The organism is Nocardia sp. NPDC050713 (assembly GCF_040654315.1).
Lineage (GTDB): Bacteria > Actinomycetota > Actinomycetes > Mycobacteriales > Mycobacteriaceae > Nocardia.
In genome coordinates this window covers 126,145-152,729 of sequence record NZ_JBFAHS010000013.1, presented here as the reverse complement: position 1 = coordinate 152,729, position 26,585 = coordinate 126,145, and the positions used below count along the sequence as shown (strand labels likewise).

General features: G+C 67.9%; 26 protein-coding genes. 11 read left to right on the top strand and 15 right to left on the bottom strand.

Translation table 11 applies throughout. The features are described from left to right. The first annotated feature begins 126 nt into the window (after positions 1-126). The 4 genes from AB0H49_RS23710 (at position 127) to AB0H49_RS23695 (ending at position 3,702) form a co-directional block, all read left to right on the top strand. On the top strand, positions 127-1,002 hold the full coding sequence (locus tag AB0H49_RS23710) for a DMT family transporter (RefSeq protein WP_357254418.1): 876 nt from the start codon (positions 127-129) through the stop codon (positions 1,000-1,002). Between the two features lie 88 nt (positions 1,003-1,090). Further along, positions 1,091-1,885 carry an HAD-IIA family hydrolase gene (locus AB0H49_RS23705; protein ID WP_357254416.1) on the top strand — a complete coding sequence of 265 codons (795 nt, stop codon included), beginning with the start codon at positions 1,091-1,093 and terminating at the stop codon, positions 1,883-1,885. A gap of 251 nt (positions 1,886-2,136) precedes the next feature. Next, the gene (locus tag AB0H49_RS23700) at positions 2,137-2,769 is read left to right on the top strand and encodes a TetR/AcrR family transcriptional regulator (RefSeq protein ID WP_357254414.1); all 633 of its coding nucleotides are present in this window, start codon (positions 2,137-2,139) and stop codon (positions 2,767-2,769) included. A gap of 72 nt (positions 2,770-2,841) precedes the next feature. Further along, entirely contained in the window at positions 2,842-3,702 is an 861-nt protein-coding gene (locus AB0H49_RS23695; RefSeq protein ID WP_357254412.1) for an alpha/beta fold hydrolase, read from the top strand. A gap of 5 nt (positions 3,703-3,707) precedes the next feature. On the opposite strand, the gene AB0H49_RS23690 is transcribed toward AB0H49_RS23695, so the two are convergent. Further along, complete coding sequence (locus AB0H49_RS23690) at positions 3,708-4,457, bottom strand: TetR/AcrR family transcriptional regulator C-terminal domain-containing protein (protein WP_357254410.1); 750 nt, start codon at positions 4,455-4,457, stop codon at positions 3,708-3,710. Positions 4,458-4,597: 140 nt separating this feature from the next. Here AB0H49_RS23690 and AB0H49_RS23685 point away from each other — a divergent pair, with 140 nt between their 5' ends. After that, positions 4,598-5,953: a wax ester/triacylglycerol synthase family O-acyltransferase gene (locus tag AB0H49_RS23685; protein ID WP_357254408.1), complete on the top strand. Its 1,356-nt coding sequence runs from the start codon at positions 4,598-4,600 to the stop codon at positions 5,951-5,953. Positions 5,954-5,956: 3 nt separating this feature from the next. Here AB0H49_RS23685 and AB0H49_RS23680 read toward each other — a convergent pair whose 3' ends face one another. Together AB0H49_RS23680 and AB0H49_RS23675 are read right to left on the bottom strand one after the other, a co-directional pair. Then, entirely contained in the window at positions 5,957-8,014 is a 2,058-nt protein-coding gene (locus tag AB0H49_RS23680; protein ID WP_357254405.1) for a prolyl oligopeptidase family serine peptidase, read from the bottom strand. A 42-nt stretch (positions 8,015-8,056) separates the two neighbouring features. Beyond that, entirely contained in the window at positions 8,057-8,602 is a 546-nt protein-coding gene (locus tag AB0H49_RS23675) for a hypothetical protein (protein WP_357254403.1), read from the bottom strand. A 156-nt stretch (positions 8,603-8,758) separates the two neighbouring features. On the opposite strand from AB0H49_RS23675, the gene AB0H49_RS23670 reads away from it, so the two are divergent. Beyond that, complete coding sequence (locus tag AB0H49_RS23670; protein ID WP_357254401.1) at positions 8,759-9,733, top strand: membrane dipeptidase; 975 nt, start codon at positions 8,759-8,761, stop codon at positions 9,731-9,733. A gap of 1 nt (position 9,734) precedes the next feature. Here AB0H49_RS23670 and AB0H49_RS23665 read toward each other — a convergent pair whose 3' ends face one another. Both AB0H49_RS23665 and AB0H49_RS23660 read right to left on the bottom strand, forming a co-directional pair. Continuing rightward, positions 9,735-10,754 (bottom strand): NADP-dependent oxidoreductase, encoded by a 1,020-nt coding sequence (locus AB0H49_RS23665; protein ID WP_357254565.1) that lies wholly within the window; start codon positions 10,752-10,754, stop codon positions 9,735-9,737. Positions 10,755-10,959: 205 nt separating this feature from the next. After that, positions 10,960-12,009, bottom strand: coding sequence for an AraC family transcriptional regulator ligand-binding domain-containing protein (locus AB0H49_RS23660; protein WP_357254399.1), 1,050 nt, complete (start codon positions 12,007-12,009; stop codon positions 10,960-10,962). A 261-nt stretch (positions 12,010-12,270) separates the two neighbouring features. Between AB0H49_RS23660 and lpdA the strand changes: the two genes are divergently transcribed. Beyond that, positions 12,271-13,671: a dihydrolipoyl dehydrogenase gene (gene lpdA / locus AB0H49_RS23655; RefSeq protein ID WP_354998737.1), complete on the top strand. Its 1,401-nt coding sequence runs from the start codon at positions 12,271-12,273 to the stop codon at positions 13,669-13,671. Positions 13,672-13,737: 66 nt separating this feature from the next. Next, positions 13,738-14,436, top strand: a complete 699-nt coding sequence (locus AB0H49_RS23650; RefSeq protein WP_357254397.1) for a polysaccharide deacetylase family protein — start codon at positions 13,738-13,740, stop codon at positions 14,434-14,436. On the opposite strand, the gene AB0H49_RS23645 is transcribed toward AB0H49_RS23650, so the two are convergent. From AB0H49_RS23645 to AB0H49_RS23635, 3 genes are all read right to left on the bottom strand, one after another. Further along, positions 14,383-15,024 carry a GrpB family protein gene (locus AB0H49_RS23645; RefSeq protein ID WP_357254395.1) on the bottom strand — a complete coding sequence of 214 codons (642 nt, stop codon included), beginning with the start codon at positions 15,022-15,024 and terminating at the stop codon, positions 14,383-14,385. The genes AB0H49_RS23650 and AB0H49_RS23645 overlap by 54 nt on opposite strands. A gap of 62 nt (positions 15,025-15,086) precedes the next feature. Further along, positions 15,087-15,503 (bottom strand): PPOX class F420-dependent oxidoreductase, encoded by a 417-nt coding sequence (locus AB0H49_RS23640; protein ID WP_354998740.1) that lies wholly within the window; start codon positions 15,501-15,503, stop codon positions 15,087-15,089. A gap of 38 nt (positions 15,504-15,541) precedes the next feature. Continuing rightward, a complete protein-coding gene (locus tag AB0H49_RS23635; protein WP_354998741.1) occupies positions 15,542-15,937 on the bottom strand; it encodes a helix-turn-helix domain-containing protein in 396 nt (131 codons plus the stop codon). A 93-nt stretch (positions 15,938-16,030) separates the two neighbouring features. Between AB0H49_RS23635 and AB0H49_RS23630 the strand changes: the two genes are divergently transcribed. Next, a complete protein-coding gene (locus tag AB0H49_RS23630; protein WP_357254393.1) occupies positions 16,031-16,885 on the top strand; it encodes an NAD(P)H-binding protein in 855 nt (284 codons plus the stop codon). A 175-nt stretch (positions 16,886-17,060) separates the two neighbouring features. Here the strand turns inward: AB0H49_RS23630 and AB0H49_RS23625 are convergent, their stop codons facing one another. Further along, positions 17,061-17,438, bottom strand: a complete 378-nt coding sequence (locus tag AB0H49_RS23625) for a VOC family protein (protein WP_354998743.1) — start codon at positions 17,436-17,438, stop codon at positions 17,061-17,063. A 268-nt stretch (positions 17,439-17,706) separates the two neighbouring features. Then, a complete protein-coding gene (locus tag AB0H49_RS23620; RefSeq protein ID WP_354998744.1) occupies positions 17,707-18,252 on the bottom strand; it encodes a carboxymuconolactone decarboxylase family protein in 546 nt (181 codons plus the stop codon). A 152-nt stretch (positions 18,253-18,404) separates the two neighbouring features. Here AB0H49_RS23620 and AB0H49_RS23615 point away from each other — a divergent pair, with 152 nt between their 5' ends. Then, a complete protein-coding gene (locus AB0H49_RS23615; RefSeq protein WP_357254390.1) occupies positions 18,405-19,355 on the top strand; it encodes a nuclease-related domain-containing protein in 951 nt (316 codons plus the stop codon). Between the two features lie 6 nt (positions 19,356-19,361). On the opposite strand, the gene urtE is transcribed toward AB0H49_RS23615, so the two are convergent. From urtE to urtA, 5 genes are all read right to left on the bottom strand, one after another. Beyond that, on the bottom strand, positions 19,362-20,054 hold the full coding sequence (gene urtE, locus AB0H49_RS23610; protein ID WP_357254388.1) for an urea ABC transporter ATP-binding subunit UrtE: 693 nt from the start codon (positions 20,052-20,054) through the stop codon (positions 19,362-19,364). Further along, on the bottom strand, positions 20,047-20,898 hold the full coding sequence (gene urtD, locus AB0H49_RS23605) for an urea ABC transporter ATP-binding protein UrtD (protein ID WP_357254386.1): 852 nt from the start codon (positions 20,896-20,898) through the stop codon (positions 20,047-20,049). The genes urtE and urtD overlap by 8 nt, the downstream gene beginning before the upstream one ends. Next, positions 20,895-22,064, bottom strand: coding sequence for an urea ABC transporter permease subunit UrtC (gene urtC / locus AB0H49_RS23600; RefSeq protein ID WP_357254384.1), 1,170 nt, complete (start codon positions 22,062-22,064; stop codon positions 20,895-20,897). The genes urtD and urtC overlap by 4 nt, the downstream gene beginning before the upstream one ends. After that, complete coding sequence (gene urtB, locus AB0H49_RS23595; RefSeq protein WP_354998749.1) at positions 22,061-22,945, bottom strand: urea ABC transporter permease subunit UrtB; 885 nt, start codon at positions 22,943-22,945, stop codon at positions 22,061-22,063. Before urtB ends, urtC begins: the two co-directional genes overlap by 4 nt. A gap of 77 nt (positions 22,946-23,022) precedes the next feature. Continuing rightward, a complete protein-coding gene (gene urtA / locus AB0H49_RS23590) occupies positions 23,023-24,294 on the bottom strand; it encodes an urea ABC transporter substrate-binding protein (RefSeq protein WP_357254382.1) in 1,272 nt (423 codons plus the stop codon). A 432-nt stretch (positions 24,295-24,726) separates the two neighbouring features. Here urtA and AB0H49_RS23585 point away from each other — a divergent pair, with 432 nt between their 5' ends. Further along, positions 24,727-26,556: an acyl-CoA dehydrogenase gene (locus AB0H49_RS23585; RefSeq protein WP_357254380.1), complete on the top strand. Its 1,830-nt coding sequence runs from the start codon at positions 24,727-24,729 to the stop codon at positions 26,554-26,556. The last annotated feature ends 29 nt before the right edge of the window (positions 26,557-26,585 follow it).

Here is a 26,585-nt window from a genome sequence, read left to right as displayed (position 1 = left end):
CGACCTACCGGTGTCGGCGGGCCGATAGTGGGGTGCTGCTCGTCGACGCTCGCTTCCGTCCGCGGCGCAGCAAAGAGCGACGTGCGAACGGCCCGGCGCCGCGCCCGACGTCGGTAGTCTGCGGTGATGGCGCACCTGCATGCGATCGGATTCGCGCTGGTCGCCGCGCTGTGCATCGCGTTCAGCGCGGTGTCGCGGCAGCGGGAGGCGGCGCGGGTGCCGGACGGGGATCTCGGGCGTCTCGGCGCGATCGGCAGCCTGATGCGTCGGCCGCTGTGGTGGCTCGGGACGGCGGTCGGCGCGGGCGGTTACGTTTTCCAGGCGATGGCGCTCGGTCGCGGATCGGTGCTTCTGGTGCAGTCGCTTCTGGTGAGTTCGCTGCTGTTCGCGTTGCCGCTGGCGGCGACGCTCGCCGGGCGCGTGATTCGGCGCTCGGAATGGTTGTGGGCTTTGGTGCTCAGCGTCGCCATCGTGGTGCTACTGGTCGTCGGCGATCCACGGCAAGGGAAACAGCATGCGGCAGGCTGGCATTGGGCGCTCACGGCCGCGATCGGGCTACCGTTTCTCGCGGCTTGCCTGCTCGGTGCGCGACGACGTCCGGGCGGGCGGCGGGCGCTGTTGCTCGGCATCGCGGCGGGCGCGCTGTTCGGCGTCGCGGCGGTGCTGACCAAAGGTCTGGTCGCGTTGCTCGGCGAAGGGCCCGCCGCGGTGTTCGGGTCCGCGGAGACCTACGCCCTCGTCGTGGTGGGCGGCGCCGCGGTGGTCCTCCAGCAGGACTCCTATCAGGCAGGGGCACTGCAAGCTTCGCTGCCCGCCGCAACGGTGACCGAACCCGTCGTCGCCGCGGCCCTCGGCATCCTGCTGCTGAACGAGTACTTCGACGTCGACGGCCCTCAGGTCGTCCTGCTGGCCCTCGCCCTGGCCGCGATGATCACCGCCACCCTCGCCCTGTCCCGCTCCGCCGCAATCGAACCCGCCCCAGATCCCGCCCCGATCCGCTGACTCGAGTTCAGGTGTCGGTCGTCCCGCCGTCAGCACCCGTCCGCCCGTTCCGCGGGTATACCACCCACTCCAGTCGTAGGCTGAATTCATGTCACGCGGCGAGATCGAGGGCGTGCTCTACGACATCGACGGCGTGCTGGTTACCTCCTGGCGCGCAATCGAGGGAGCGCGCGACGCCGTGCGTGAATTGCGCGAAAAGGGTTTGCGCCGAGCATTTCTCACCAACACCACATCGCGTACGTGCGCCGAGATCGGCAGTCGGTTGAAGTCGGCCGGATTCGAGATCGATACGGCGGAAATCGTCACGGCGGCCAGGCTGACCGCCGAATTCCTGCGGCGCCGCTATTCGGATGCCCGCGTCTGGGTGTTGAATCACGGCGACATCGAAGCGGATCTCGCCGGACTGGAACTGGTCGAGAAAGATCCCGACGTTGTCGTGATCGGCGGCGCGGGAACGGAATTCACGCACCGCGCGCTCAGTAGAGTGGTCGAGCTGATGCTGGACGGCGTGCCGGTCGTCGCGATGCGGGGCGGCCTCACCTGGGCCACCGACGACGGCCTGCGTATCGACGCGGGCGCGTATCTCCCTGGTCTCTCGGCGGCGGGCAACGCGGAGATCGAAGTGATCGGCAAACCCGCACCGACGGGGTTTCGCACCTGCGCGCAGCTCATGGGTCTGGAGCCCGCCGAGATCGTGATGGTCGGCGACGACCTGCATTCGGATGTGCTGGCCGCGCAAGCGGTCGGCATGACGGGTGTGCTCGTCCGCACCGGAAAGTTCCGGCCGGGCGTGCTCGCCGCCTCGGACCTCGCGCCGGACCACGTGATCGACTCCGTGGCCGCACTGCCGGAACTGCTGTCGACCAGCGGCGTCGCCGGGTGAAGATTGGGACCGGTCCGTTCGAAAAAAGTTCTACGAAATTCCTCCAAAAGCCTTCCGGCGCGGCGGATTGCTCGGTATCGTCCGTGTCGGCAAACAGCCAGTGACAATGGAGTTGCGATGGTCGGATCGGAGGAATGTTTGATCTAGCTACCAGGCTGCCAACTTTCGGCTAACGCGCGGTCGGTCGAAGGTTGAGACGAAGGGCCCGATCCATGACGAGGGGATCGGGCCCTTCGGTATTGTCTGCCCCAATGTCACAGGATGCGAATACGGGACGAATGTATGCCGGGCAACCCGTAGAGGACCGGCAACGCCAGCGGCGTGCGCGTTTTCTGGAATCGGGCCTGACGGTCTTTGCGCGCGACGGATACGCCAATAGTTCGGTGGGCGCCATCTGTAAAGACGCCGGGCTCTCCTCACGACAGTTCTACGAGGAGTTCACCGGGCGCGAGTCACTCCTACTCGAGCTCTACGAGCAAATCGACAAGGAGTCGCGCGAAGCGGTGACCGTCGCGCTCGACAAGAAGACCGACGCGTCCGCGCTGGAGCTCATCGACGCCGCGGTGCGCGCCTACGTCGAGTCCATCGGCGCCGATCCGCGCAAGGCACGCGTCGCGCTCGTCGAGGTGGTGGGCGCCGGGCCGAAGGTGGAGAAATTCCGCCTGGAGCTACGCCGCGTGTGGGGCTCGCTACTGGCGAGCGCCGCGGAGGACGCGGCCATGCACGGCGAAATCCCGCCGGGTGACTACGAAATGCGGGTGCTGGCGATCATCGGCGCGGTCAACTACGTGGTGGATTCGTGGAGCGGCTCGGATCCGCGCCCGCCGCTGGACGACGTGATCCGCGTGCTGAGCCGGGTGATCATGGGCGCGGTCGGCGCATAGGCCCTGCCTAGCAGACCGGGTGGTCGGCTGCCGACGCGGCGGTACGTGACGCCGCGCGGTAGCGTGCGCAGCATGGAGACAGTTCCGATCCAGGTGCCGGACGGCAGCACCATTCCGGTGCGGTTGATTCCGGCCGAGGGTCAGCACCGGCATCCGGTGACGCCCGACGCGCCGCGCCCCGTCGTGGTGATCGTGCCCGGGCTCGGCGTGCCGGGCGCGTACTACGAACTGGTCGCCCAGCAATTCGCCGCGCGCGGATTCGACGCCGCCATCGGCGAATTGCGCGGCAACGGCGACAGCCGCCCGCGACCGAGCCCGACCAGCACCTACGGCTACCACGAGCTGGTCTCGGTGGACTTCCCCGCCATGTTGCAAGTGGTGCGCGACCGGTTTCCGGCGAGCACGCCGTACCTGCTCGGGCACAGCATGGGCGGTCAGCTCGCCGCCATGTACGCGGCGCGGGTCCGCGGCAGGCTCGGCGGGCTGATCCTCGTCGCCTCGGGCACGCCGTACTACCGCGGCTATCGCGGATTGTTCAGTCCCGGCATGCTGTTCGGCACCGCCGCCGCCTCGCTGACCGCGAGCCTCGCGGGTTTCTGGCCCGGCGACCGGATCACCGTCGGCGGCTTCGGACCGCAGTCGAAGGTGCTCATCTCCGACTGGGCGCGGCTGGCGCGCACCGGCAGGTTCGTGCCGGTCGGCGCCGATATCGACTACGAGGAGCGCATCGCCCGGCTGAAGCTGCCGGTCCTGTCGATCACCATCGCGGGCGACGAGCTCACCCCGCGCGGCTCGGCCGAACATCTGCTCGGCAAGATGCCCGCCGCCGAGCTGACCACCTGGCATCAGCCGGAACGGTTGGGGCACAACGGCTGGATCCCGGATCCGAATTCGACCGTCGACCGCATCGAGAAGTGGCTGCGCGACCGCTGATCACCTCAGCGGCTGCGCGCCAACCGGTCCGCGAAGCCGTCCAGCATGGCCTCGACGCCGATCTCGAAGTAGTCGCCGCCTTCGGCGAGTGTGACGTCTTCGCGCGCACCGGACTTCGGCCCGCGCCGTGTCGCATCGCCGTCGCGCGCCGCTGCCACGGCCTGGCTCAGAATGTGCCCGATCACGTAGTCGTGTAGGCAGCGGGTCAGCTGCCGCGCGTGATCGGGCTCGAATCCCGTGCCCTGCAACCGCTCGATCATCCAGTTGCCGATCTCGGTAGCGGCTGGGCTGCGCACCGGCCGGGTGGCGAAGACCGGCACCGCGTTCGGATGCCTGCGCGATGTCGAACGCAGCCTGCGGGCGTACGCGCGCAGCAGGTCGCGCCAATCCTCCTGCCACGGTAGGGTTTCCATCTCCAGCTCGGCGAACATGGCCGCCGCGATCCCGTCGAACAGATCCTGCAGATCCGTGAAATGCCGGTACGCCGCCATCGGGTCGGCGCCGAGCGCGATGCCGAGTTTGCGCATGGAGAACCCGTCGAGCCCGGTCTCATCGATGACCGTCAGCGCGACCGCCGCGATGTAGTCGCGGTTCAGCGCGGTGCGGGTGGGCGGTGTGCGCTTGCGCGGCGTCATCCGGCGACCAGCCGTCGCGAAACCTGCCGCGAGACGATGCACGCCGGGGACCGACGCACCGGGACAGCCGGTGAGGACATGGCGGGCATGCGGGTCATGGTAGACGCCGACCGTTCGCATCTACGTTGTAGATACCATCTACGGCGTAGACGTTTGCCGCGCGATGACCGCGAACACGCAACGGTGCGACCGAATCCGGCCGAGGGCGGCGGACGAAAGCGGTACATTTCTTCGACTCGGGTTCGGCAAGGGACGGGCACATGGTCGAGTTGATATCTCCACCCGACGCGATCTTCCTGGTGAACGAGTCGCGGGAGCATCCGATGCACGTCGGTTCGCTCCAGCTGTTCCAGCCGCCGGACGACGCGGGTCCCGATTTCGCCAGGACCATCCACGAACAGATGCTCGCGATGCCGGTGCGCAAGCGCCTGTTCCGCAAACGTCCGGGCACCGTGCTCGGCGGCATCTCCAGCCTCACCTGGTCCTACGACGACGAGGTCGACCTGGACTATCACCTGCGCCGCTCCGCGCTCCCCTCACCGGGCCGGGTGCGGGAACTGCTCGACCTGACTTCCCGGCTGCACAGCAGTCTGCTCGACCGGCACCGCCCGCTGTGGGAGCAGCGTTTGATCGAGGGTCTCGACGACGGTCGGCTCGCGGTCTACACCAAGGTGCACCACGCGCTGATCGACGGCGTCTCGGCGCAGCTGTTGCTCCAGCGCACGCTGAGCACCGACCCGAACGCGACCGACGTCCAGGTGCCGTGGAGTTCCTCCGGCGCGGGCCGACGCGGCGGTGGTCCGTCGCTGGCCGGGCGCGCGGTGAGCGCGCTGCGCGGTATCGGCGGCATCGCACCGTCGACCCTGGCGCTGGCCAAGCAGGCGCTCGCCGAACACCGGCTCGCCCTCCCGTTCGACGCGCCGGACTCGATGTTCAACGTGCGGATCGGGGGAGCGCGGCGCTGCGCCGCGCAGTCCTGGCCGCTGGCGCGGATCAGGGCGGTGAAGGCGGCGGCCGACGTCACGGTCAACGACGTGGTGCTCGCGATGTGCTCGGCGGCGCTGCGCTGCTATCTGCTCGAGCACGACGCGCTGCCGGATCGGTCGCTCATCGCGATGGTCCCGGTGTCGCTGCGGCACGACGACGGGGACGAGGAGAGCGGCAACAGCGTCGGCACCATCCTGTGCAACCTGGGCACTCATCTGCCCGACCCGGTCGAGCGCCTGCGGACGATCAGCGAGTCCATGAGCGAGGGCAAGCGGTTGTTCGCGCAGATGCCCAAGACGCAGGCACTCGCGGTGTCGGCGTTGATGATCGCGCCGCTCGGCCTGTCCACCGTTCCCGGCTTCGTCTCGGTGACGCGCCCGCCGTTCAACATCGTCATCTCGAACGTGCCGGGGCCGCGCGAACCGATGTACTGGAACGGCGCGCGGCTGGACGGCAACTACCCGATGTCGATCGTGCTGGACGGCCAGGCGCTCAACATCACCGTGACGTCCAACGCGGGCAACCTCGATTTCGGCGTGGTCGGCTGCCGCCGCAGCGTGCCCCACCTCCAGCGGATTCTCCGGCACCTGGAGACAGGGCTCGCCGAGCTCGAGCACGCCACCGCGTGAGTCCTATTCGCCCTTCTCCATGAGCATTTGGGTGAAGAACTCGTAGATGAGCGCGGCCTGGAACGCCATCTGCTTGTTGTCCGCGGCGCCGCCGTGCCCGCCCTCGATGTTCTCGTGGTACCAGAACGTGTGGCCCTGCTCCTCCAGCAGCGCCGCCATCTTGCGCGCGTGCCCGGGATGGACGCGGTCGTCGCGGGTGGAGGTGGTGAGCAGGATGGGCGGGTAGTCGGCGTCGGCGCGCGCGTTCTGGTACGGCGAGTACTTGCCGATGTACTCCCACTCCTCCGGCTTGTCCGGGTCGCCGTACTCCGCCATCCACGACGCGCCGGCCAGCAGCAGGTGGTAGCGCTTCATGTCGAGCAGCGGGACCTGGCAGACGATGGCGCCGAACAGCTCCGGGTACCTGGTGAGCATCACGCCCATCAGCAGACCGCCGTTGCTGCCGCCCACCGCGCCGAGCTGCCGCGGGGTGGTGATGCCCCGGTCGACGAGATCCCTCGCGATGGCGGCGAAATCCTCGTACACCTTGTGGCGGTTGGCCTTCTGCACCGAGGTGTGCCACTCCGGGCCGTACTCACCGCCGCCGCGGATGTTGGTCATCACCCAGGTGCCGCCGCGCTCCAGCCAGCCCATACCGGACGCGCCGCTGTAGGCGGGCGTACGGGACACCTCGAAACCGCCGTAGCCGGACATGACCGTCGGGCCCGGCTCGTCTTTGCGGTCGCGGTGCCGAATCACGAAGTACGGCACCATCGTTCCGTCGTCGGACCGGGCGAAGAACTGCTCGGTCTCCACGCCGTCGGCGTCGAAGAACGCGGGTTCCTGCTTGAGCTGCTCGGTGCTGCCGCCGACCGCACTGGCCAGCAGCGTGGCGGGGGTGGTGAAACCGCTTGTGGTGAGCATGAACTCGTCGCCGCCTTCCAGCGGGTCCAGGTTCATGACGCTGGTCGTCGCCATCGGGGGCGTGTCGGCCAGCGGCTCGACGGCCCACCCGCCGGGGCCGGGGGTGAGCACGTGCAGCTTGGTCTGCACGTCCTGGAGGGTGATGAGCAGCAGGTGGTTCTCGGTCCAGCCGTAGCCGTGCAGCGAGGTGTGCGCGTCGGGTGTGAACAGCGCCTCGAAATCTCTTGCGCCGGAGAGGAAGCTCTCGAAGTCGGTGGCCAGCAGCGCACCTGCCGGATAGGTCACGCCGCCCACCTCCCACGGCGACTTCAAGCGGACCAGCAGCCAGTCCTTGTACCAGGATTCGCTGGCGTCGGTGGGCACGTCGATGTGGCGCAGCGTGCCGTCGTCTTCGATGAGGTAGACCTCTTCGTTGAAGAAATCGGTGGCGCGGCCCACGAAATGGCGTTCGTAGCCGGGGGTGCGGTCGTAGCCCGCCGAGACCGCGACATCCTCCTCGGATCCCTCGAAAACCGTTTCGGCGTCGATGAGTTCGGTTCCGCGCCGCCAGCGCTTGGCGATGCGCGGGTATCCGGATTCGGTCAGCGAACCCGGTCCGAAATCGGTGCCGACGTACACCGAGTCGACGTCGATCCAGCGGATCTCCGATTTCGCCTCGGGCAGGAAGTAACCGCCGTCCGACTGTTCGATGAATTCTTTTCGCTCGATGTCGAATTCGCGAACAACCTTGGCGTCGGCGCCGCCGCGGGACAGGCTGACGAGCGCGCGCGACTGTTCCGGCCGCAGCACCGCGGCGCCGCCCCACACCCAGTTCTCGCCTTCGACGGCGGCCAGCGCGTCCAGGTCGATCAGCACGTCCCAGTCCGGCGATTCCTTGGCGTACTCGGCGAACGTGGTGCGCCGCCACAGGCCGCGCGGGTGCTCGGCGTCGCGCCAGAAGTTGTAAAGCCAGCGCCCGCGCCGACCCGGGTAGGCGATCTTGGTGTCGGTGTCGAGCATGTCGAGGATGCGGCGTTCCAGCTCGGTGAACCGCTCGGTCGAGGCGAAGCGCTCCCCGACGACCTCGTTGTGGGCGCGCGCCCACTCCAGTGGCCGATCGCCGGTCACCTCTTCCAACCACAGGTAGGGATCGTTCATTCTCTGCTCGACGCCGCTCATGTCAACTATTGTTGCTGAGCGGCGTCCTCCCTGCGTGCGCGGTTACCAGAAGTGTGCGACGTCGAGTACGACTCGCGATCCGCCGCCGGGGCCGTCCAGCGTGAACACCCGGAACGGCAGCCGCGCGCGCACGCCGACGCCCAAGGTGGTCTGACCTTCGAACGAGCCCGCCCAGGCGACCTGTCGGAAGGTTCGATAGCCGGCGACTCTCGCCAGTTCGCCGCGATCGGCCGGGGCGTAGGTGAGATCGCCCGCGTTGTCGTAGGCCGGAGCGTGCACCGTCACGCTCAGGAACGCGCCGCCGCGCAGCGGCACGGGCGCGCCGGAGGCGTCCATGCTCACCGAATCGACGTAGGTCGCCCGGTAGCCGGTGACCGGACCGGCGACGTCGATGACGAGTCGGTCGAAACACTGGTGGCGACCGGAGCGCACGTTCGTGACAGGCGCGGACGAATGGTTCGGCTCGGTCTTCTCGAGCGAGCCCCAGACCAAGCCGCAATAGGAGGGGGTCGCGTTGGCGGAGTTGGGAATGATCAAGAGTGCGATTCCGGCGGCAAGCGCGGAAATCAGGACGAGGAAGCGACGCACGTCGCACCGCCTTGGGGCAGTTGGGATGAAGCACACGGAAAATCGGTCTGATCCGACAATTCGTTAGGCACCGTTGTGTCGCGGATGCGTCTCGAATTCGTCGCTGCCCGCGCTCATTAAGATCGAAATCCCGTACCGAACGACAGGAGTCCGACCTTGGCCGCCTTCCTGTGGGAACAGCACTGCTGTCTGCCGCTGCTGCCCACCGCCGACATCACGGAGCTGGCCAGGTACCCGCTGGGCTCCTACCTGTCGGTGAACGTCGGCTACTCCAGGCAGAGCACCGCCGATTCGCTTGCGCTGGTGCGGCAGTTTCGTCGGGATGCGCTGGCGGACGGACGGTTTCGCCTGGTTGTCGGTCTCGAGGACCTCGACGATCCGGAACGCATCGCGCTCGCCTTCGATCTGGAGGACTCGGAGCCGCTCGGCGGCGATCTGGACAACGTCGAGGTGTTCCACGAACTCGGCGTGCGCTCGCTGCTGCCGACCTACAACCACGCCAACGCGGCGGGCTGCGGCTGCCTCGATACCGAGGACACCGGACTCACTCCCTACGGAAAGGATTTGGTGCGCAAACTCAACGAGGTCGGCGTGTTCGTCGACGGCGCGCACTGCTCGCGGCGCACCGGGCTCGACCTCGCCGCGCGCACCGCCGTGCCGATGATCTACAGCCACGCCAATTTCGCCGCACTGTGGGATCACCCGCGCAATATCACCGACGAGCAGGCCAGGGCGTGCGCCGAGACCGGCGGTGTCATCGGTGTCAACGGCGTCGGCATCTTCTTGGGCCGCAACGAACCCGACGATCGGGCCCGGCGCGTCGCGGCCATGGCCGATCACATCCAGTACGGCGTCGAACTCGTCGGTGTGGAGCACATCGGCATCGGCTCGGACTACTCCTTCGACGGCGAGGATTTCAACGCCGAGCTGTTCGCCAACCCAGGCGCCTTTTCCGATTCGTACACCAAATGGGGTCCTTTGCAATGGGTTCCGCCTGAGGACCTGCTCGGGATCGGCGTCGGCCCCGGACTGGACGCCGAGCTGGCCGCGCGCGGGTTCACCGAAGACGAGCGCGCCGCGGTGTTCGGCGAGAACTTCCGCAGGGTCGCCGAGCAGGTCTGGCGAAACTGATTCAGCCGAGGCGCACGAGCATCTTGCCGGTGTTCGCGCCCGACAGCACGCCGAGGAACGCGGCGGGCGCCTGCTCCAAGCCTTCGTACACGGTCTGCCTGGTGCGCAGGGTGCCGTCGGCCAGCCAAGCGGCGGCCTTGGCGATGTACTCGCCGAAGACCGGGAAGTAGCTGCTCACCAGCATGCCGCGCAGCGAAACCTCCCTGGTGGCAGCGAGATACAGGTCGGGGCCTTGCTCGCCGGTCGCGCCGTTGTATCCGCTGATCGCGCCGACCAGCGCGACCCGGCCGTTCGGCCGCATGGCAGCCACCGCGACGCGCAGGTGCTCGCCGCCGACGCTGTCCAGATAGACGTCGACGCCCTCCGGCGCGGCCGCGGCGAGCTGCCCTTCCAGGTCGCCCGCGCGGTAGTCGATCGCGGCGTCGAAACCGAACTCCTCCAGTAGCAGAGCGGTTTTCGCCGGGCCACCCGCCGAGCCGATGACCCGGCCCGCCCCCAGCGCCTTGGCGATCTGACCGGCGACGCTACCCACCGCGCCCGCCGCCGCCGAGACGAAGACGGTGTCGCCGGGCCGGACCGGCGCCACGTCGGTGAGCGCGGCGTACGCGGTGAGCCCGGTGGTGCCGAGCGCACCGAGGAAGTGCTCGGGCTCGGCCGCCGACGTATCGATCGGTGTCGCGAGTGCGTCGTCGAGGATCGAGTGTTCCCGCCACCCCGCGAAGTGGGTCACCGTGGCGCCCACTGGAATCCGCTCCGACCGTGAGGCGATCACCTCGCCGACCGCAGACCCCTCCAACGCCGCGCCGACCTCGAACGGTGCGATATAGGACGGGCGGTCGTCCATCCGCCCGCGCATGTACGGGTCGACCGACATCCAGGTGTTTCGCACCAGGATCTGCCCTTCGGCGAGTTCCGGCATCGGCCGGGTCACCAGCTCGAAGTTCGCCGGGGTCGGCGCACCCTCGGGCCGGGCCGCCAAGTGAATCTCCCTCGTCGTGACCGGCAATGTGGTGGTCGAAATTGCCTGTGCAGTCATCTGTTTCGCACTTCCTCGGAGAACGATCCGGACTGTTCCATCCGGCACCGATCACGCTATGAGCGCCTCGGACGGCTTCCCAGGTCCTCCGCCGCCACCAACCGGTCCGAACACGCCACCGCCCGGTACGCCCGTCGGCTGAAGCGGCACCCCCTACTGCTCGGTGCGCGTCGCCGGTAGTTGGGCGGCGTCAGGAGTGTCGACGGGCCGAAGGGGAGCTGCCGGTCCAGCGCCGGAAGGCCTTGCGCAACGCCCGGTCGTCGGCGAAGCCGAGGCGGTCGGCGACGGTCGCGGTGGTGAGTCCTTGGTCGAGAAGCCTTTTTGCGCGTTCGTAGCGGGCCAGGTCGACCTCGTGCCGCCATCCGGTGTCGTGCTCGGCGAGTTGGCGTTGCAAGGTGCGCGGGCTCACGGCCAGGCGGTGGGCCACCGAGGCGAGGGAAGGTTCGCCCTGGTCGAGGGCGGCGTCCAGGGCGGTGCGGAAGACTTCGAGGGGGCTGGGGACCGGCTTGGCCGTGGCGAGCACCAGGTCGGCGTGGCTGCGCAGTAGGTCGGCGAGCATCGGGTCGGCGCGGGGGAGCGGTGCGGCGGCGTCGGCGGCGGTGAAGGTGATGGTGTCGGCGGGTGCGTCGAATTCGATGCGGTCGGTGCCGAAGGCGGTGGTCAGCACCTCGTGGGTGGCCGGGGCGGCGTGACTGAAGGTGAGTCGGGCGGGAACGACGCGTCGGCCGGTCGCCTCGCGGGCGCGCCGCAGGTAGTAGGCCAGCACGTACTCGTTGACCACCGCGGCGACGTCGGGATCGCCCGCGGTGGTGCGGTAGCCGACGGTGAGTTCGCCGGGGTGGTCCAGCTCGAAGCCTTCGGCGGCGGCGGTCACCACCCGGTGATAGGGCTGGGCCGCCCGCAGCGCGTCGGCCAGCGTCGGACCGGTGGTGACGAGATAATCCCAGGTGGTCAGGGTCCCGAGCGGGGCGGCCCGCGCCACGGCCAGACCGGCTCCCGGCTCCGGCCTCGCTCGCGCGAGCAATTCCCATAGGTCGACCAGCGAGCGCAGCGGAATCCGGTTGAGCTCACCGGCCAGCGCGGCGTCGTCGATCGCGGGAATGCGGGCCAGCCGCGCCGGGTCGACGTCCGATAGCCGAACGACATCACGGACCAGGCGAACGAGATGCGTCGAGGTGGTGCCGTCGATCGGATCGAGCGGCCGGACCCCGTCGTCACCGTTCGATCCGCCGTTCGTCACGACGCCAGGGTAGGCGTATCTCCGCATTGGCTCCGGCCGTGCGCGGGCTTCGGTCGGACTGCGTCCGCCTGCGTGGATAGCGCATACCTCCGCATCCGCTCGGCCATCTGCGTCCGGCGGCGCGGGTGAGGCCGCTTCCGCCCAGGTCGGCGCGGCGGTGGCGGCGCTCGTCCGGTCCCGACGATGGCGCGTGTGCCGCGCATCTCACCGAACCGGGACCACGGTGGGTGAACTCCCGGCAACGGAGTTAGGCTCGGTGGCGTGACTTCCCACTACGATGTCGTCGTTCTCGGCGCTGGTCCCGGCGGTTATGTCGCCGCGATCCGCGCCGCTCAACTCGGCCTGCGAACAGCGATCGTCGAGCAGAAATACTGGGGCGGTGTGTGCCTGAACGTGGGCTGCATCCCGTCGAAGGCGTTGCTGCGCAATGCCGAACTCGCGCACATTTTCACCAAAGAGGCCAAGACCTTCGGCATCACCGGTGAGGCGAGCTTCGACTTCGGCGCGGCGTTCGACCGCAGCCGCAAGGTGGCGGACGGCCGGGTCAAGGGCGTCCACTTCCTGATGAAGAAGAACAAGATCGACGAGTTCGACGGCAAGGGCACCTTCGTCGACGCGAACACGCTGTCGGTCGAGCTGTCCAAGGGCGGCACCGAGACGGTCACGTTCGACAACGTGATCATCGCGACGGGCACCGTCACCAAGCTGCTGCCCGGCACCCAGCTCAGCGCCAACGTGGTGACCTACGAAGAGCAGATCATGACCCGTGACCTGCCCGGTTCGGTCCTCATCGTCGGCGCGGGCGCGATCGGTATGGAGTTCGGCTACGTCCTGAAGAACTACGGCGTCGACGTGCGCATCGTGGAGTTCCTGGACCGCGCGCTGCCCAACGAGGACGCCGATGTCTCCAAAGAGATCACCAAGGCGTACAAGAAGCTCGGCATCACCATCACCACCGGTGCGGCCGTGCAGTCCATCGACGACGACGGGTCCAAGGTCACTGTCTCGATCAAGGACAACAAGTCCGGCGCGGTGGAGACCGTCACCGTCGACAAGGTGCTGCAGGCCGTCGGCTTCGCGCCGCGGGTGGAGGGCTACGGCCTGGAGAACACCGGCGTGCAGATCGAACGCGGCGCCATCGCCATCGACGACTACATGCGCACCAACGTGCCGCACATCTACGCCATCGGTGACGTCACCGGCAAGCTGCAGCTCGCGCACGTCGCGGAGGCGCAGGGCGTGGTCGCGGCCGAGACCATCGGCGGCGCGGAGACCGTCACCCTCGGTGACTACCGCATGATGCCGCGCGCCACCTTCTGCCAGCCGCAGGTGGCCAGCTTCGGTCTCACCGAGGAGCAGGCGCGCGCCGAGGGCTACGACGTGAAGGTCGCGACCTTCCCGTTCACCGCCAACGGCAAGGCGCACGGCCTCGGCGACGCGACCGGTTTCGTGAAGCTGATCTCCGACAACAAGTACGGCGAGCTGATCGGCGGCCACCTGATCGGACCCGACGTCTCGGAGCTGCTGCCCGAGCTGACCCTGGCCCAGAAGTGGGACCTCACGGTCAACGAGCTCGCGCGCAACGTGCACACCCACCCGACGCTCAGCGAGGCGCTGCAGGAGGCCATCCACGGTCTCGCGGGCCACATGATCAACTTCTGAGCCGCGCGAAACGGTGGCGCTCGGTCCGAAAGGGCCGGGCGCCATTGTTTTTGGTATACAGCGAAGATGCTTCGCCGATTGCTGGTCGGGACCGCGCTCGCCCTGGTCCTCGTCGTGCTGCTGGGGGCAGGCACCTATTTCCTGATGAACTCGCGCACCTATCAAGTGGCGGGGCGGCTGGTCGATCGGGTCGACACCGCGGACAAAGTGGTCGCGCTGACGCTCGACGACGGACCCTCCGACAACGCGCCCGAAGTGCTGAAAGTCCTTGCGGACGCGGGCATTCCGGCCACGTTCTACCTGAACGGGCGTGATCTCGCGGCCCGGCCCGAGGCCGGTAAGGCGATCGCCGCCGCCGGTCACGAGATCGGCAACCACACCTACAACCACCGCCGCATGGTGTTCGTCTCCGACGAGACCGTACGCGCCGAAATCGAGGACACCGACGCCGAGATCGCGAAGACGGGCTATCGCGGACCCATCACCTTCCGCCCGCCCTACGGCAAGAAACTGTGGTCGCTGCCCGAATACCTCGCCGACCACGACCGCACCACCGTCATGTGGGACGTCGAACCGGACTCCGGCAAGATCGCCACCACCGATGAGATCGTCAGCGAAACCGTCGCTCAGGTGCGGCCGGGTTCGATCATCCTGCTGCACGTCATGAGCAACCCGGACTCCCTCGCCGCCATCCCGCGCATAGTCGAGGAACTACGCGCCGACGGCTACACCTTCCTCCCCATCTCCCAACTCCTCACCCGGTGACGTCCGACCGGGAAGCGCTCGGCCGAGGATCTCCTCGACGACGTCGCTCTTGGCATTCGCGTAGTGCTGGACGAACTTCCAGTTACGCCGGGCCAGTTCCCGTTTGACTCGCTCGTAGTACTCCCTGTCGTCGCCATGCGTGCGGAGCCGGTCGCGAAAGGCCACGATGCGTTCGATCTCGGGTGCGCCCGATTCCTGGTCGAAGACATGCAAATTCACGCTCCACTGCGCGCCGTCCTCCACTCGCCGGACGAGACAGCGATGCTGGTACCAGTCCGGCTGCCGGATCCGTAATGCGTAGCCGGTGGCTTCGAGGGCCGGAACGTAGGCGGCCTCATCGGCGGCGTCTGGGACGACCAGCAGGATGTCGATCAGCGGTTTGGCCGAGAGCCCGGGCACAGAGGTCGAGCCGGTGTGCTCGATCCGCAACGCGAGCGGACCGAGCGCCGCTCGTATCGCGGCTTCGTCCTCGGCGTACCAGGCGGGCCATTCGGGGTTGTAGTCCTCGATGACGATCTCGACGGCGTACGGCGTCAGCTTGCCGACGGTGGCGGCGGCGAGCTCCTCGTCCGAGTCCAACGTGGCCATACATCACCCTATCGAGGGGACGAGGCCGGGTTCGTGATGGTGGAGTCGCGCCGGTCTCGGGTTCAGAGCATGCCGTAGGCGCGGTCCGGGGTGAAGCGGGCGATGACGCGGTGGTCTTCGACCATGGAGCGGCGGTAGTCGGACCAGTCGGGGTGTTCGCCGGAGGCGGCGCGGTAGTAGGCGACGAGTTCGTCGACGGTGGGGTCGTCGGGGTCGGTGGCGACGGGGGTGAGTTCGACGGTGCCTTCGAGGACGGCGTAGGCGAAGAAATCGTCGCGGGTGACGTGCAGCGCGGCCCAGGGGTCGCGGCGCAGGTTGTGGTATTTCGCGCGGTCGGCGGTGATGGAGATGCGGATGATGTCGTCGTCGCCGACGACGTGCAGCACATTGGACAGCTGGGGCCTGCCGTTGCGGCGGATGGTGGTCAGCACGGAACGGCGAGCGGAGCGGGCGAAATCGACGGCTTCGGAGAGTTCCATGTCACCTGCAACCGATCGGCGGGCGCGGTCGTTCCCGATCACTCGCGGTGGTAGGCGGCCTGGGCCTCGCGGACCCGCGGCATGTTCTTCTCCACCACCTGAATGAGCCCCTCGAGCTGGTCGGCCACCTCGGCGCCGAGTTCGGTGAGGGTGTATTCGACGCGCGGCGGGATGGTCTCCTGCACCTCGCGGTGCACCATGCCGTCGCGTTCCAGCGCCTGCAGGGTCTGCGAGAGCATGCGTTCGCTCACACCGTCGACCCGTCTGCGCAGCGCGCTGAAGCGGTACGGCCCCTCCCGCAGCGCCACCAGGGCGAGGATGCCCCACCGGCTCGCCACTGTCTGCAAAACCGGCCGCGACGTGCAGTTTCGTGCGAAGACATCGGCTTCCAGCGTCGGGTCGTCGGCCTCGGCCGAGATGCGCTGGGTGTCCATGGCGTCGATGGTACGCGCCTTGACCGCAGTGGCTGTGGAATGCATAGTGCTTACTAATAGTTAGTACATGCAGAATCAGCACCTGGAGGAATCATGACCGTCGCCGTCGCCGGGGCAAGCGGACAGCTGGGCAGGCTCGTCGTCGAGGAACTGTTGCGCGCGGGCGTTTCGCCCGTCGCGATCGTGCGCGATCCGGGCAAGGTGGCCGACTTGGCCGACCGCGGCGTCGACGTGCGCGAGGCCGACTACGGCGACGCCGCCGCGCTGGACCGCGCGCTCGCGGGCGTCGACCGGCTGCTGCTGATCTCCGGCAACGAGTTCGGCAAGCGAATCGACCAGCACACCAACGTGATTCGCGCGGCAGAACGCACGCGTCTCCGGCTGCTCGCGTACACCAGCATTCCCCGCGCCACCGAGAACCCGCTGATCCTCGCGCAGGAGCATCGCGGCACCGAGGCGGTGCTGAGCGAGTCGGCCGTGCCCTACGTCTTGCTGCGCAACAGCTGGTACTGGGAGAACTACTTGGGCGGACTCGCGCACGCGGTGGAGTCCGGCGTGCTGCACGGCGCGGCGGGTGCGGGGCGGGTGGCCGGTGCGGCCCGCGCCGACTACGCCGCGGCCGCCGCGCACGTGCTCACCACCGACGGCCACGAGGGTCGCGTCTACGAGCTCGGCGGTGACGAACGGCTCACGTATGACGAACTGGCGCAGGCGATCTCGGAGGCGGCGGGTAAGCCGGTGCGCTACGAGAACCTTGCCGAGGCGGACTACGCGGCTGTGCTCGAGCAGGCCGGACTGCCCGCCCAGTACGCCGAGGCGCTGGCCGACGCGGACACCGGCATCGCCTCGGGCATTCTCGACGTCGACTCCGGCGACCTGCAAAAACTCCTGGACCGCCCAGCGACTCCGGCTGTCGAGGTCTTCCGCGCCGCGCTTCGCCCGAGCTGAGAATCGCTCGGCCCGCAGCTGACCCGAGGACCACGCAGTCCTCGCTCGACCGAGGCTGGTGGCCGAAAGCCTGTCTCGCGTGCGGGTGGTGTTCCCGCGTCGCGGCCGAGCCCGTCACACGCCGCACAGAGTTGTCGGCTCTGTGCGACGTGTGCGAGGAGTTACCCGAACGGGGTCAGACCCACTGCACGAGCTGAAGAATGATCCCGTTCGGGTCGGACATCTGGAAGTACCGCTCGCCCCACTCCTCGGTCTCGATGGGCGTCACGATCGGCACGCCCTCGCCTTGGAGGCGCGCGTACTCCGCGTCGATGTCGTCGACCACGAACACCACGAGCAACCCGTCGCCCGCGCTGCCCGCCGCGCTCGCCGGTTTGAAGGACTTCAGCCCGGTGCGCAGGTAGATGAGGTTCATTCCGGCGTCGGGCCGCTCCAGCGAGACGAACCCGTCGGCGGACATCTTCTCGGTGAACCCGAGGTGGTCGACGACGAACTTCGCCGAGGCCTGCGGGTCCGCGACGTTGAGCGAAATGGCGGAAGCGGTGATGTGCATACGTCCTCCTCGGTAAAACTCTCTACTTAGTACGCTGTACTTTGTAGGGAAATTTCCACGGGTCTGCACTATGAGCTGGATCACTCGTGTTCGGACGCGCATCACCGCGCCGTCGAGTTCACCGCCGCCCGCGCACCCGACGACCCGGGCACGCTGGATCGTGTGAGCGCTCAGATCCCGTCACGCCGGGATGGCCGTGCGCTGCATGGTCGGGCGCGCGAGGAGCTGTCGCGTCGGGTCGGCCGTGCGCTGGATCGCCCCGAGGCGCTCAGATCCCGTCGCGTTGAATACGCAGCGCGGTGATGGTCGACGCTAATCCCTCGTACTGGTTGACCAGCAGCACGATCTCGATGAGGCCGCGCTCGTCGTAGTGCTCGGCCAACCGGGTCCACGTGGTGTCGTCGATGTCGCGGGTCGTGACGAGCTGGTCGACCGCTTCGAGCAGCGCGCGGTGCTTGTCGTTCCAGTAGGGATCGGCCGGTCCGTTGCGCAGCCGTTCCAGGATCTCCTGCGTGACGCCCGCGCGGCGGCCGAGCCGGATGTGATGGTCCATCTCGTACTCGCAGCTGCGCAGGTGGGCGACGCGAATGATGACCAGCTCGGATTCGTACCTCGGCAGCCGTCCGCCCGGCATCAGCCGACCGGAGTAGTGGAGCCAGCCGCGAAACAGTCCCTTGGTGCGGCCGAGCGTGCTGAACAGATGCGCGTCGGGAGTGCCCGCGGCCCGCGAGAGCACCTGCCAGACAGCCCAATTCACCGGACCGAGTTCCTTGAGCCGTCCCGGTGCGATCCGTGGTTGCGACATCGAAACCATGCTTCCCGCCTTCCGCGCGGTGAGCGCCTCCCCGTGCGCCGCGCCATCGTGGTTGGGGTCCGGGCGCCGGCGCCGGACCGAGAGCCGAGCCTACCCGCGCTTTCCGCCTTTCCAGTGGTTTTCCCGGGTGCGGACCGGCATCATCAGTACCGGTGCGGATCGCCGGGGCCGTGGGCGGGCCGCGCCGCGAGGGCGAACAGGTTGAGCAGGGGTCGAGGCACATGCTGGTGAAGATCAGGCCCGGAGCGCAGCTCTCCGGAGCCGAACAGGAATTCGTGGACTGCCTGCGGTCCTTTCCGACGACCGGTCTAGCCGCGATCGATGCGCACGTGGGGGACAACGGAACCCGTCAGATCGACGCGGTGCTGATCACTCCGCGCGGCATCACGGTGGCCGAGGTCAGGGGTTTCCGGCGGCGGCAGAGCGGCATTCTGCACGTGTCGGCCGACGAGCCGTGGACCATCAGCGACAATCTCGCCGAGCTGGACGACGAGAACAACGCGAATCCGGCCGAACGCCTGGAACAGAGCGTGTACGCGGTCAAGAGCAAACTCGAACGGGCGCTGCTCGATCCGGGCCACGTGTGCGGCGTGGTCGCGCTTGTTCCGTTGCGCGGCGTTGTGGTGCGGCCCGCGCGGACGAACCTGCGCTCCGGTATCGACGTCGTCGTCGCCAACGTGCCCGACTCCACCGAATTGCAAATATATATCGAGGGTTTCGCGGCGGGACCGCGCAGTTGGAGCGCCGACAAGGTGATCTCGGCCGCCACGGCGCTCGGCGTGACCGCGCCGTCGCGAGCCGAACTGATCGCCGACGGCTTCGACGAACTCGCACCGCACTCGCACATGCCAGTCGCCGTTCCCGTCGCGCCACCGCCGCGCACCCCACCACCACCGCTTCCGCCGTCGCGCAGCCAGCACGCCGCGACCTGGGCCGTCGTCGCGGTGGCCCTGATCGGCATGCTGGTGGTGTTCGGCGTCGTCGCCACGGCGGTGGCGCGCGACGATCCGCATCCCAGCCGGGAGACCACTTCCACCACGGTGGACCCGACCCCGTCGCCGTCGAGGCCCCGCGACTGCTATCCGTTCCAGACCGACTGCTGAACCAGCTCAGATCGCCATCGCCGCACGGACTTCGGTCGCCGCACCCGCCCCGCCCGCGCCGGTCGAGGTGACGTGGCCGGATTGCAGCACGTGATACCGCTGTGCCGCCTGGAGCGCGAAACCGATGTGCTGCTCGACGAGCAGCACGCTCAACCCGCCGCGACCCGTCAATTCGACGATGGTGCGCTCGATCTCGGCGACCACTGACGGCTGGATGCCCTCGGTCGGCTCGTCCAGGATGAGCAGCTTGGGCTCGGTGATCAGCGCTCGCGCGATGGCCAGCTGCTGACGCTGGCCGCCGGAGAGCAGACCCGCCTTGCGGCTCAGCAACTCACGCAGCGCCGGGAACAGATCCAGCGACTCGTCGATCAGCGCCTTGCCCCGCTTGCGTCCGTCGGCCACCACTTGCAGGTTCTCCGCGGTGGTGAGCTGCGGAAAACTCTGCTGGCCTTGCGGCACATACGCGATGCCGCGCTTGACCCGGCGCGAGGGCGAGAGCTTGGTGATCACGTCGCCGTCGAAGGTGATCCGCCCGGACTTCGTGGCGACCAACCCGACCGCGGTGCGCAGCAATGTCGTCTTGCCCGCGCCGTTGTGCCCCATGATCGCGACCACGCTGTCGTCCGGAACTGTCAGCGACACACCGTGAATCACCTCGGTCCGGCCGTAGCCGGAGTGGACGTCGACCAGTTCAAGCATCGGCGGACTCCTTGTTCTGCGCTCGTGTTTCGGCGTTGTGCGCGGTGGTTTCGTCTTCGAGTTCGGTGCCGATGGCCGCCGCGGTGCCGAGGTAGACCTCCTGCACCTTCGGATCGGCCTGCACCTGCTCGACCGTTCCCTCGCTGAGCACCCGGCCGCCCGCGAGGACGGTCACCGAGGTGGCGAACGAGCGCATGAACTCCATGTCGTGCTCGACGACGACCACGACGCGCTCGGCGCCGATGCGGCGCAACAGGTTTCCTGTCTCCTCGCGCTCCTCGGCGCTCATGCCCGCGACCGGTTCGTCGAGCAACAGCACCGCGGCGTTCTGCACAAGCAGCATGCCGATCTCCAGCCACTGCTTCTGGCCGTGCGCGAGCACGCCCGCCGGTTTGTCGCGCAGCGCCGTGAGACCGGTGGTCTCCAGCGCCTCTTCGATACTCGGCAGCACCGACTTGCGCCTGCGCAGCAGCGACAGCGGCGAACGGCCCGCGCCCGCCGCGATATCCAGGTTCTGCAAGACGCTCAGCTGCTCGAACACGCTGGCCGTCTGGAAGGTGCGCCCGACGCCGAGGCGGGCGATCTGGTGCACCTTCTTGCCGAGCAGTTCGGTCCCGGACTTCTGCGCGGAACCCGTCGCCGGGACCAGGCCGGTGATGGCGTCGATGAGCGTGGTCTTGCCCGCGCCGTTGGGGCCGATCAGGAAGCGCAGGTCACCTTGCAGGACCGTCAGATCCACGTCGGTCACCGCTTTGAATCCGTCGAAACTCACGCAGAGGCCGCGGATTTCGAGGTACTCGCTGTCCATGCCCGCGTTGCCGCCGAGCTTGGGTTCGGTTGTCATCGGGATTCCACCTTCTCCTCGGCGACCTGCTGTCGGGCGGGGGCGTCCTCGGGCGGCGCGGTCTCGCGCACCACGACCGGAGCGCTCGAGCCGCCGCGTCGAAACCTGCTCTCCGCCAGCCCCTTCAGCATTGGCCATACGCCCGCGAGCCCCGCCGGGATGAACCCGACGACGACGATGAACAGCACACCCTGCAAGTAGGTCCAGCCGGAGGGGAACTGTTCGGAGAAGGCGGTCTGCGCCCACGCGACGCCGATCGCGCCGAGCACCGGACCGAGCAGGGTGGTGCGGCCGCCGATGGCGACGCCGATCAGGAACGCGATGGAGGGCACCACGCCGATGTCTGCGGGGGAGATGATGCCGACGATCGGCGTGAAAAGCGCGCCCGCGATGCCCGCGAAGAAGGCGGCGACGACGTACGCGACGATCTTGATGTTGGCCGGGTCGTATCCGAGGAAGCGCACCCGCTCCTCCTGGTCGCGCACCGCGACGAGCAGTTCGCCGTAGCGGCTGTGCATCAGCTGGCGCACCAGCGCGACCACGACGAGCAGCGTGCCCGCCGCGATGAAGAACAGCATCTGCCGGTTGACCGGGTCGGAGAGCTTGAAGCCGAAGAAGGCGCGGAAATCCGAGAGTCCGGTGAACCCGCCGAGCGCCTGCTGCCCGGTGAGCAGGATGGCGAGCGCCGCGGCCAGCGCCTGGCTCAGGATCGCGAAGTAGGCGCCCTTGACCCGGCGCTTGAACACGCCGTAGCCGAGCAGTGCCGCGACCAGCGCGGGCAGCACGAGTATCGCGAGGATCGCCACCGGCGCCGACCCGAAAGGCTGCCAGAATCCCGGCAATTCGCGAATGCCCGCGATCTCCATGAACTCCGGAACGTCGTTGCCGAGCCGGGCGGCGTCGGCCATCTGCAAGTGCATCGCCATCAGGTACGCGCCGATGCCGAAGAACACGCCTTGGCCGAGGGTCAGCATGCCGCCGCGCCCCCACGCCAGGCCGATGCCCGCCGCCACGATGGCGAAGCACAGGAACTTCGCGAGCAGGTTCAGCCGGAAGTCGCTGAGCACCGCGGGGGCCACCGCGAACAGCAGGATCGCGGCGACGGCGAAACCGCCGAGCGCGGTCAGCGAGGAGTGCTCACGCACGCGTCCGATCAGCGTGGTCATGCCAAACTCCTTGTCCGGACGGTGAACAGGCCCTGTGGACGGACCTGAAGGAAGATCACGATCAGCACGAAGACGACGACTTTCGCGATGGACGCGGTGGTCTCGTATTCGATGTAGGAATTGAGCAGCCCGAGCGCGAAGGCCGCGATCACGGTGCCCTTGATCTGGCCGAGGCCGCCGATCACCACGACGAGGAACGCGTCGATCAGATAGCTCTGGCCGATGGTCGGACTCGTCGAACCGATCAACGTCAGCGCGACGCCCGCCACGCCCGCGAGGCCGGAGCCGATGAAGAAGGTGCTGATATCGGTGAAACGGCTGGAGACGCCGCTTGTTTCGGCCAGCCCGCGGTTCTGCACGACCGCGCGGATGCGCCTGCCGAGCGGCGTCGCCTTCAGCACGATCGCCAACACGGTCACCGCGAGTACCGCGAGCACCAGGATGAAGATGCGCGTCTTGGGCACGACCGCGCCCAAGATGGTGACGCCGCCGCTGAGCCACTCCGGCGCGAGCACGTTCTTGGCGGGAGCGCCGAAGATGTCACGGGCGAACTGCTGCAACACCAGGCCGACGCCGAAGGTGACGAGCAGGGTGTCCAGCGGGCGGTCGTACATCCAGCGGATCAGGCCCATCTCCAGCGCCGCGCCGAGCGCGCCGCCGACCAGGAACCCGATCACCAGCGACACCAGCAGCGAGACGCCCGCCGAGGAGATCACCTTCTGCACGACGTAGGTGGTGTAGCAGCCGGCCATGATGAATTCGCCGTGCGCCATGTTGATCACGCCCATCTGGCCGAAGGTGAGCGAGAGGCCGAGGGCGGCGAGCAAAAGAATCGATCCCAGGCTCAACCCCGTGAAGAGCTGGCCGATCAACACGTCCATCAGTAGTCACCTCGATAGCAGGCCGATACGGGACGGCCGGCGAACCGGCCGTCCCGCGTCGAACGGACGAACAGTTGTCACAGGCCTTTGGCCCAGTCGTAGGACTTCAGGTACGGGTCCGGCTGGATGGGCTTGCCGGAGTCCCAGACCGTGTAGATCAGGCCGTCGGCGCGGATCTCGCCGATGCGCGCGGTCTTGGTGATGTGGTGGTTGGAGCCGTCGATGGTGACCAGACCTTCCGGCGCGTCGAAGCTGACGCCGTCGGCCGCGGCCTGGATGTCCTCGGTCTTGAACGAGTTGGCCTTCTCGACGGTGTTCTTCCACAGGTAGACCGAGGCGTAGGCGGCCTCCATCGGGTCCGAGGTGGGCTTGTCCGCGCCGAAGGCGGCCTTGTACGCGTCGACGAACGCCTTGTTCTGCGGAGAGTCGACGGTCTGGTAGTAGTTCCACGCGGTCAGCTGGCCCGCGATGTTCTGCGCGCCGATGCCCGCGACCTCTTCCTCGGCGATGGACACCGAAACCACCGGCATCTCGGCGGCTTTCAGGCCCGCGTTGGTGTACTCGCGGAAGAACGCGACGTTGGAATCACCGTTGAGGGTGTTGAACACCGCGCCCGCCTTGGCGTTTCGCACCTTGTTCACGATGGTCGAGAAGTCGGTGGAGCCCAGCGGGGTGTAGTCCTCGCCCTTGATCTCGATGCCGTTGGCCGCGGCGTAGGCCTTGATCTCGCGGTTGGCGGTCTGCGGGAAGACGTAGTCGGAGCCGACCAGGTAGAGGGACGTGATGCCCTTCTGCTTCAGGTAGTCCAGCGCGGGCACGATCTGCTGGTTGGTGGTCGCGCCGGTGTAGAAGATGTTCTTGCTGTCCTCCAGGCCCTCGTACTGGACCGGGTAGTAGAGCAGCGAGTTCAGGCTTTCGAACTTGGGCTTCATGGCTTTTCGGCTGGACGAGGTCCAGCCGCCGAACACCGCGGCGACGCAGTCGGAGCTGATGAGCTTCTCGGCCTTCTCCGCGAACGTCTTCGGGTCCGAGGCGCCGTCCTCGAGCACCAGCTGGATCTTCTTGCCGAGCACGCCGCCCGCGGCGTTGATCTGGTCGACGGCCAGCTTGGTGGAGTTGGCGACGGTGACCTCGGAGATGGCCATGGTGCCCGACAGCGAGTGCAGGGAACCGACCTTGATGGTGTCGGTGGAGGTGTCGACGCAGGAGGCGGCGCTGGAGCCGGTCGTCGCGTCGTCCTTGGCGCCGCAGGCGGTCAGCAACAGGCCGGCGAGCGCCAGCGCGGTCGGCGCGACGAGCGCTCTGGTCAGGCGGGAACGATGCCGATGAGCGGCACAGGAATCTGACATGGGGCGGGACCCTCTCACTTCATCAGGTGTTCGGCGGCGCTGGCCGCGCCGCACGCGAATACGCCGTATTTGCCCCGGTCAACGCTGTCGACCGGGGTGTATACAACCGCATATTCGTGGTGCGAAGAGTAGACAGAAGTTGTTGCGCCGGAATATCTCTCGGTGACGAGTCCGTTGCCGATGTTTCCGGCGTGTGAAACCTTTTCGGCTATCGATCGGTGAACCGGCGTGAGGTCCGTAGTTGGTCCGTAGCTACGTCTACGGTCGGGTACCCGGCCGCGCGACTTCGCCTGGTCGTCGGCGGCTGTTCCGGTCCGATCTTCCTTACGGTTGCGTAGCCGATTCCCGGTGCGGCAGGCTGCGATTTGTACATCGTCAGAAGCGCCGGAGCGTCGTGGCGGCGGGCCACGGCCGCGAGTCGAGGAGGACCAGGTGGGGCACTACAAGGCGAACGTGCGTGACATCGAATTCAACCTTTTCGAGGTGCTGGGCCTGGACAAACTCCTCGATACCGGCGCCTACGGCGACCTCGACTCCGATACCGTGCGGGAAATCCTCGCCGAGGTGAAGCGCCTCGCCGAGGGCCCGATCGCGGACTCCTTCGCCGCGGCCGACCGCGAGCCAGTCGTCTACGACCCGAGCACCTTCGAGATCTCCGTACCCGAGCCGTTGCGCAAGACGGTCGCGGCGGTGCGCGACGCCGACTGGGGCAGGCTGGGCATGCCGGAGGGCATGGGCGGCACGCCCGCGCCCAACGCGGTGGTCTGGGCGGTCAACGAGATGATCACCTGCGCCAACCCGTCGGCCAGCTTCTTCAGCATGGGCTCGGTGATGTCGGCGGTGCTGTTCAACGTCGGCAACGAGCAGCAAAAGCACTGGGCCACGGTCGGTTACGAGAAGGGCTGGCAGGGCACCATGGTGCTGACCGAGCCGGACGCGGGCTCGGATGTCGGCGCGGGCCGCACCAAGGCGATCGCGCAGGAGGACGGCTCCTGGCACATCGAGGGCGTCAAGCGGTTCATCTCGGGCGGCGACGTCGGCGACACCGCCGAGAACGTCTTCCACCTGGTGCTCGCCCGTCCGGAGGGCGCGGGCCCCGGCACCAAGGGGCTGTCGCTGTTCTACGTGCCGAAGTTCCTGTTCGACCACGAGACGCTGGAGCTGGGCGACCGCAACGGCGTCTACGTGACCGGCGTCGAGCACAAGATGGGCCTGAAGTCCTCCCCGACCTGTGAGCTGACCTTCGGCGGCGGCCCGGTTCCGGCCAAGGGCTGGCTGGTCGGCGACGTGCACAACGGCATCGCGCAGATGTTCCAGGTGATCGAGAACGCGCGGATGATGGTCGGCGTCAAGTCCTCCGGCACGCTCTCGACGGGTTACCTGAACGCCCTGGCCTACGCCAAGGAGCGCGTGCAGGGCGCGGACCTCACCCAGATGTCGGACAAGGCGGCCCCGCGCGTCACCATCACGCACCACCCGGACGTGCGCCGCTCGCTGGCGATGCAGAAGGCGTACGCCGAGGGGCTGCGCTCGGTGTATCTCTACACCGCCGCGCACCAGAACGCCGATGTGGCGCAGCATGTTTCAGGTGCCGATGCCGAACTGGCGCACCGCGTGGACGATCTGCTGCTGCCCATCGTGAAGGGCGTCGGCTCCGAGCGCGCCTACCAGTTGCTGACGGAATCCCTTCAGACACTGGGCGGTTCGGGCTACCTCCAGGACTACCCCGTCGAGCAGTACATTCGCGACGCCAAGATCGACTCGCTGTACGAGGGCACCACCGCCATCCAGGCGCAGGACTTCTTCTTCCGCAAGATCATTCGGGACAAGGGCGCTGCGCTGGCCCACGTCGACGGCCAGATCACCGCCTTCCTCGCCGCCCCGACCGGACGCTTCGAGACCGAACGGGAACTGCTGCGCACCGCCCAGGCCGACGTGCAGGCGATGGCGGCGACACTCACCGGATTCGTGATGGCGGCCCAGCAGTCGCCCGCCGAGCTGTACAAGGTGGGGCTGGGTTCCGTGCGGTTCCTGCTCGCGGTCGGTGACCTGCTCATCGGGTGGCGGCTGTTGGCGCAGGCGGAGATCGCCGCCGCGGCGCTGGGCGAGGGTGCGGACGGTAAGGATCGGGCGTTCTATTCCGGGAAGGTCGCGGTCGCGAAGTTCTTCGCGCGGAACGTGTTGCCGCAGTTGACGGCTACGCGGAAGGTATTGGCTGGGATCGACAACGACATCATGGAGTTGGACGAGGCGGCGTTCTGAGGGTGGTGGTCTGCGTGGTCACTGTCCTG

What these genes read in the sequence shown, in the direction of transcription:
- AB0H49_RS23710 (WP_357254418.1), top strand. Translation starts at nt 127, where the DNA reads ATGGCGCACCTGCATGCGATCGGATTCGCGCTGGTCGCCGCGCTGTGC.
- AB0H49_RS23650 (WP_357254397.1), top strand. Translation starts at nt 13,738, where the DNA reads ATGCTTCGCCGATTGCTGGTCGGGACCGCGCTCGCCCTGGTCCTCGTC.
- AB0H49_RS23690 (WP_357254410.1), bottom strand. Translation starts at nt 4,457, where the DNA reads ATGCGAACGGTCGGCGTCTACCATGACCCGCATGCCCGCCATGTCCTC.
- AB0H49_RS23645 (WP_357254395.1), bottom strand. Translation starts at nt 15,024, where the DNA reads ATGGCCACGTTGGACTCGGACGAGGAGCTCGCCGCCGCCACCGTCGGC.
- AB0H49_RS23685 (WP_357254408.1), top strand. Translation starts at nt 4,598, where the DNA reads ATGGTCGAGTTGATATCTCCACCCGACGCGATCTTCCTGGTGAACGAG.
- urtD (WP_357254386.1), bottom strand. Translation starts at nt 20,898, where the DNA reads ATGACAACCGAACCCAAGCTCGGCGGCAACGCGGGCATGGACAGCGAG.
- AB0H49_RS23625 (WP_354998743.1), bottom strand. Translation starts at nt 17,438, where the DNA reads ATGCACATCACCGCTTCCGCCATTTCGCTCAACGTCGCGGACCCGCAG.
- AB0H49_RS23680 (WP_357254405.1), bottom strand. Translation starts at nt 8,014, where the DNA reads ATGAGCGGCGTCGAGCAGAGAATGAACGATCCCTACCTGTGGTTGGAA.
- AB0H49_RS23700 (WP_357254414.1), top strand. Translation starts at nt 2,137, where the DNA reads ATGTCACAGGATGCGAATACGGGACGAATGTATGCCGGGCAACCCGTA.
- urtB (WP_354998749.1), bottom strand. Translation starts at nt 22,945, where the DNA reads ATGGACGTGTTGATCGGCCAGCTCTTCACGGGGTTGAGCCTGGGATCG.
- AB0H49_RS23640 (WP_354998740.1), bottom strand. Translation starts at nt 15,503, where the DNA reads ATGGAACTCTCCGAAGCCGTCGATTTCGCCCGCTCCGCTCGCCGTTCC.
- urtE (WP_357254388.1), bottom strand. Translation starts at nt 20,054, where the DNA reads ATGCTTGAACTGGTCGACGTCCACTCCGGCTACGGCCGGACCGAGGTG.
- AB0H49_RS23630 (WP_357254393.1), top strand. Translation starts at nt 16,031, where the DNA reads ATGACCGTCGCCGTCGCCGGGGCAAGCGGACAGCTGGGCAGGCTCGTC.
- AB0H49_RS23635 (WP_354998741.1), bottom strand. Translation starts at nt 15,937, where the DNA reads ATGGACACCCAGCGCATCTCGGCCGAGGCCGACGACCCGACGCTGGAA.
- AB0H49_RS23705 (WP_357254416.1), top strand. Translation starts at nt 1,091, where the DNA reads ATGTCACGCGGCGAGATCGAGGGCGTGCTCTACGACATCGACGGCGTG.
- urtC (WP_357254384.1), bottom strand. Translation starts at nt 22,064, where the DNA reads ATGACCACGCTGATCGGACGCGTGCGTGAGCACTCCTCGCTGACCGCG.
- AB0H49_RS23620 (WP_354998744.1), bottom strand. Translation starts at nt 18,252, where the DNA reads ATGGTTTCGATGTCGCAACCACGGATCGCACCGGGACGGCTCAAGGAA.
- urtA (WP_357254382.1), bottom strand. Translation starts at nt 24,294, where the DNA reads ATGTCAGATTCCTGTGCCGCTCATCGGCATCGTTCCCGCCTGACCAGA.
- AB0H49_RS23695 (WP_357254412.1), top strand. Translation starts at nt 2,842, where the DNA reads ATGGAGACAGTTCCGATCCAGGTGCCGGACGGCAGCACCATTCCGGTG.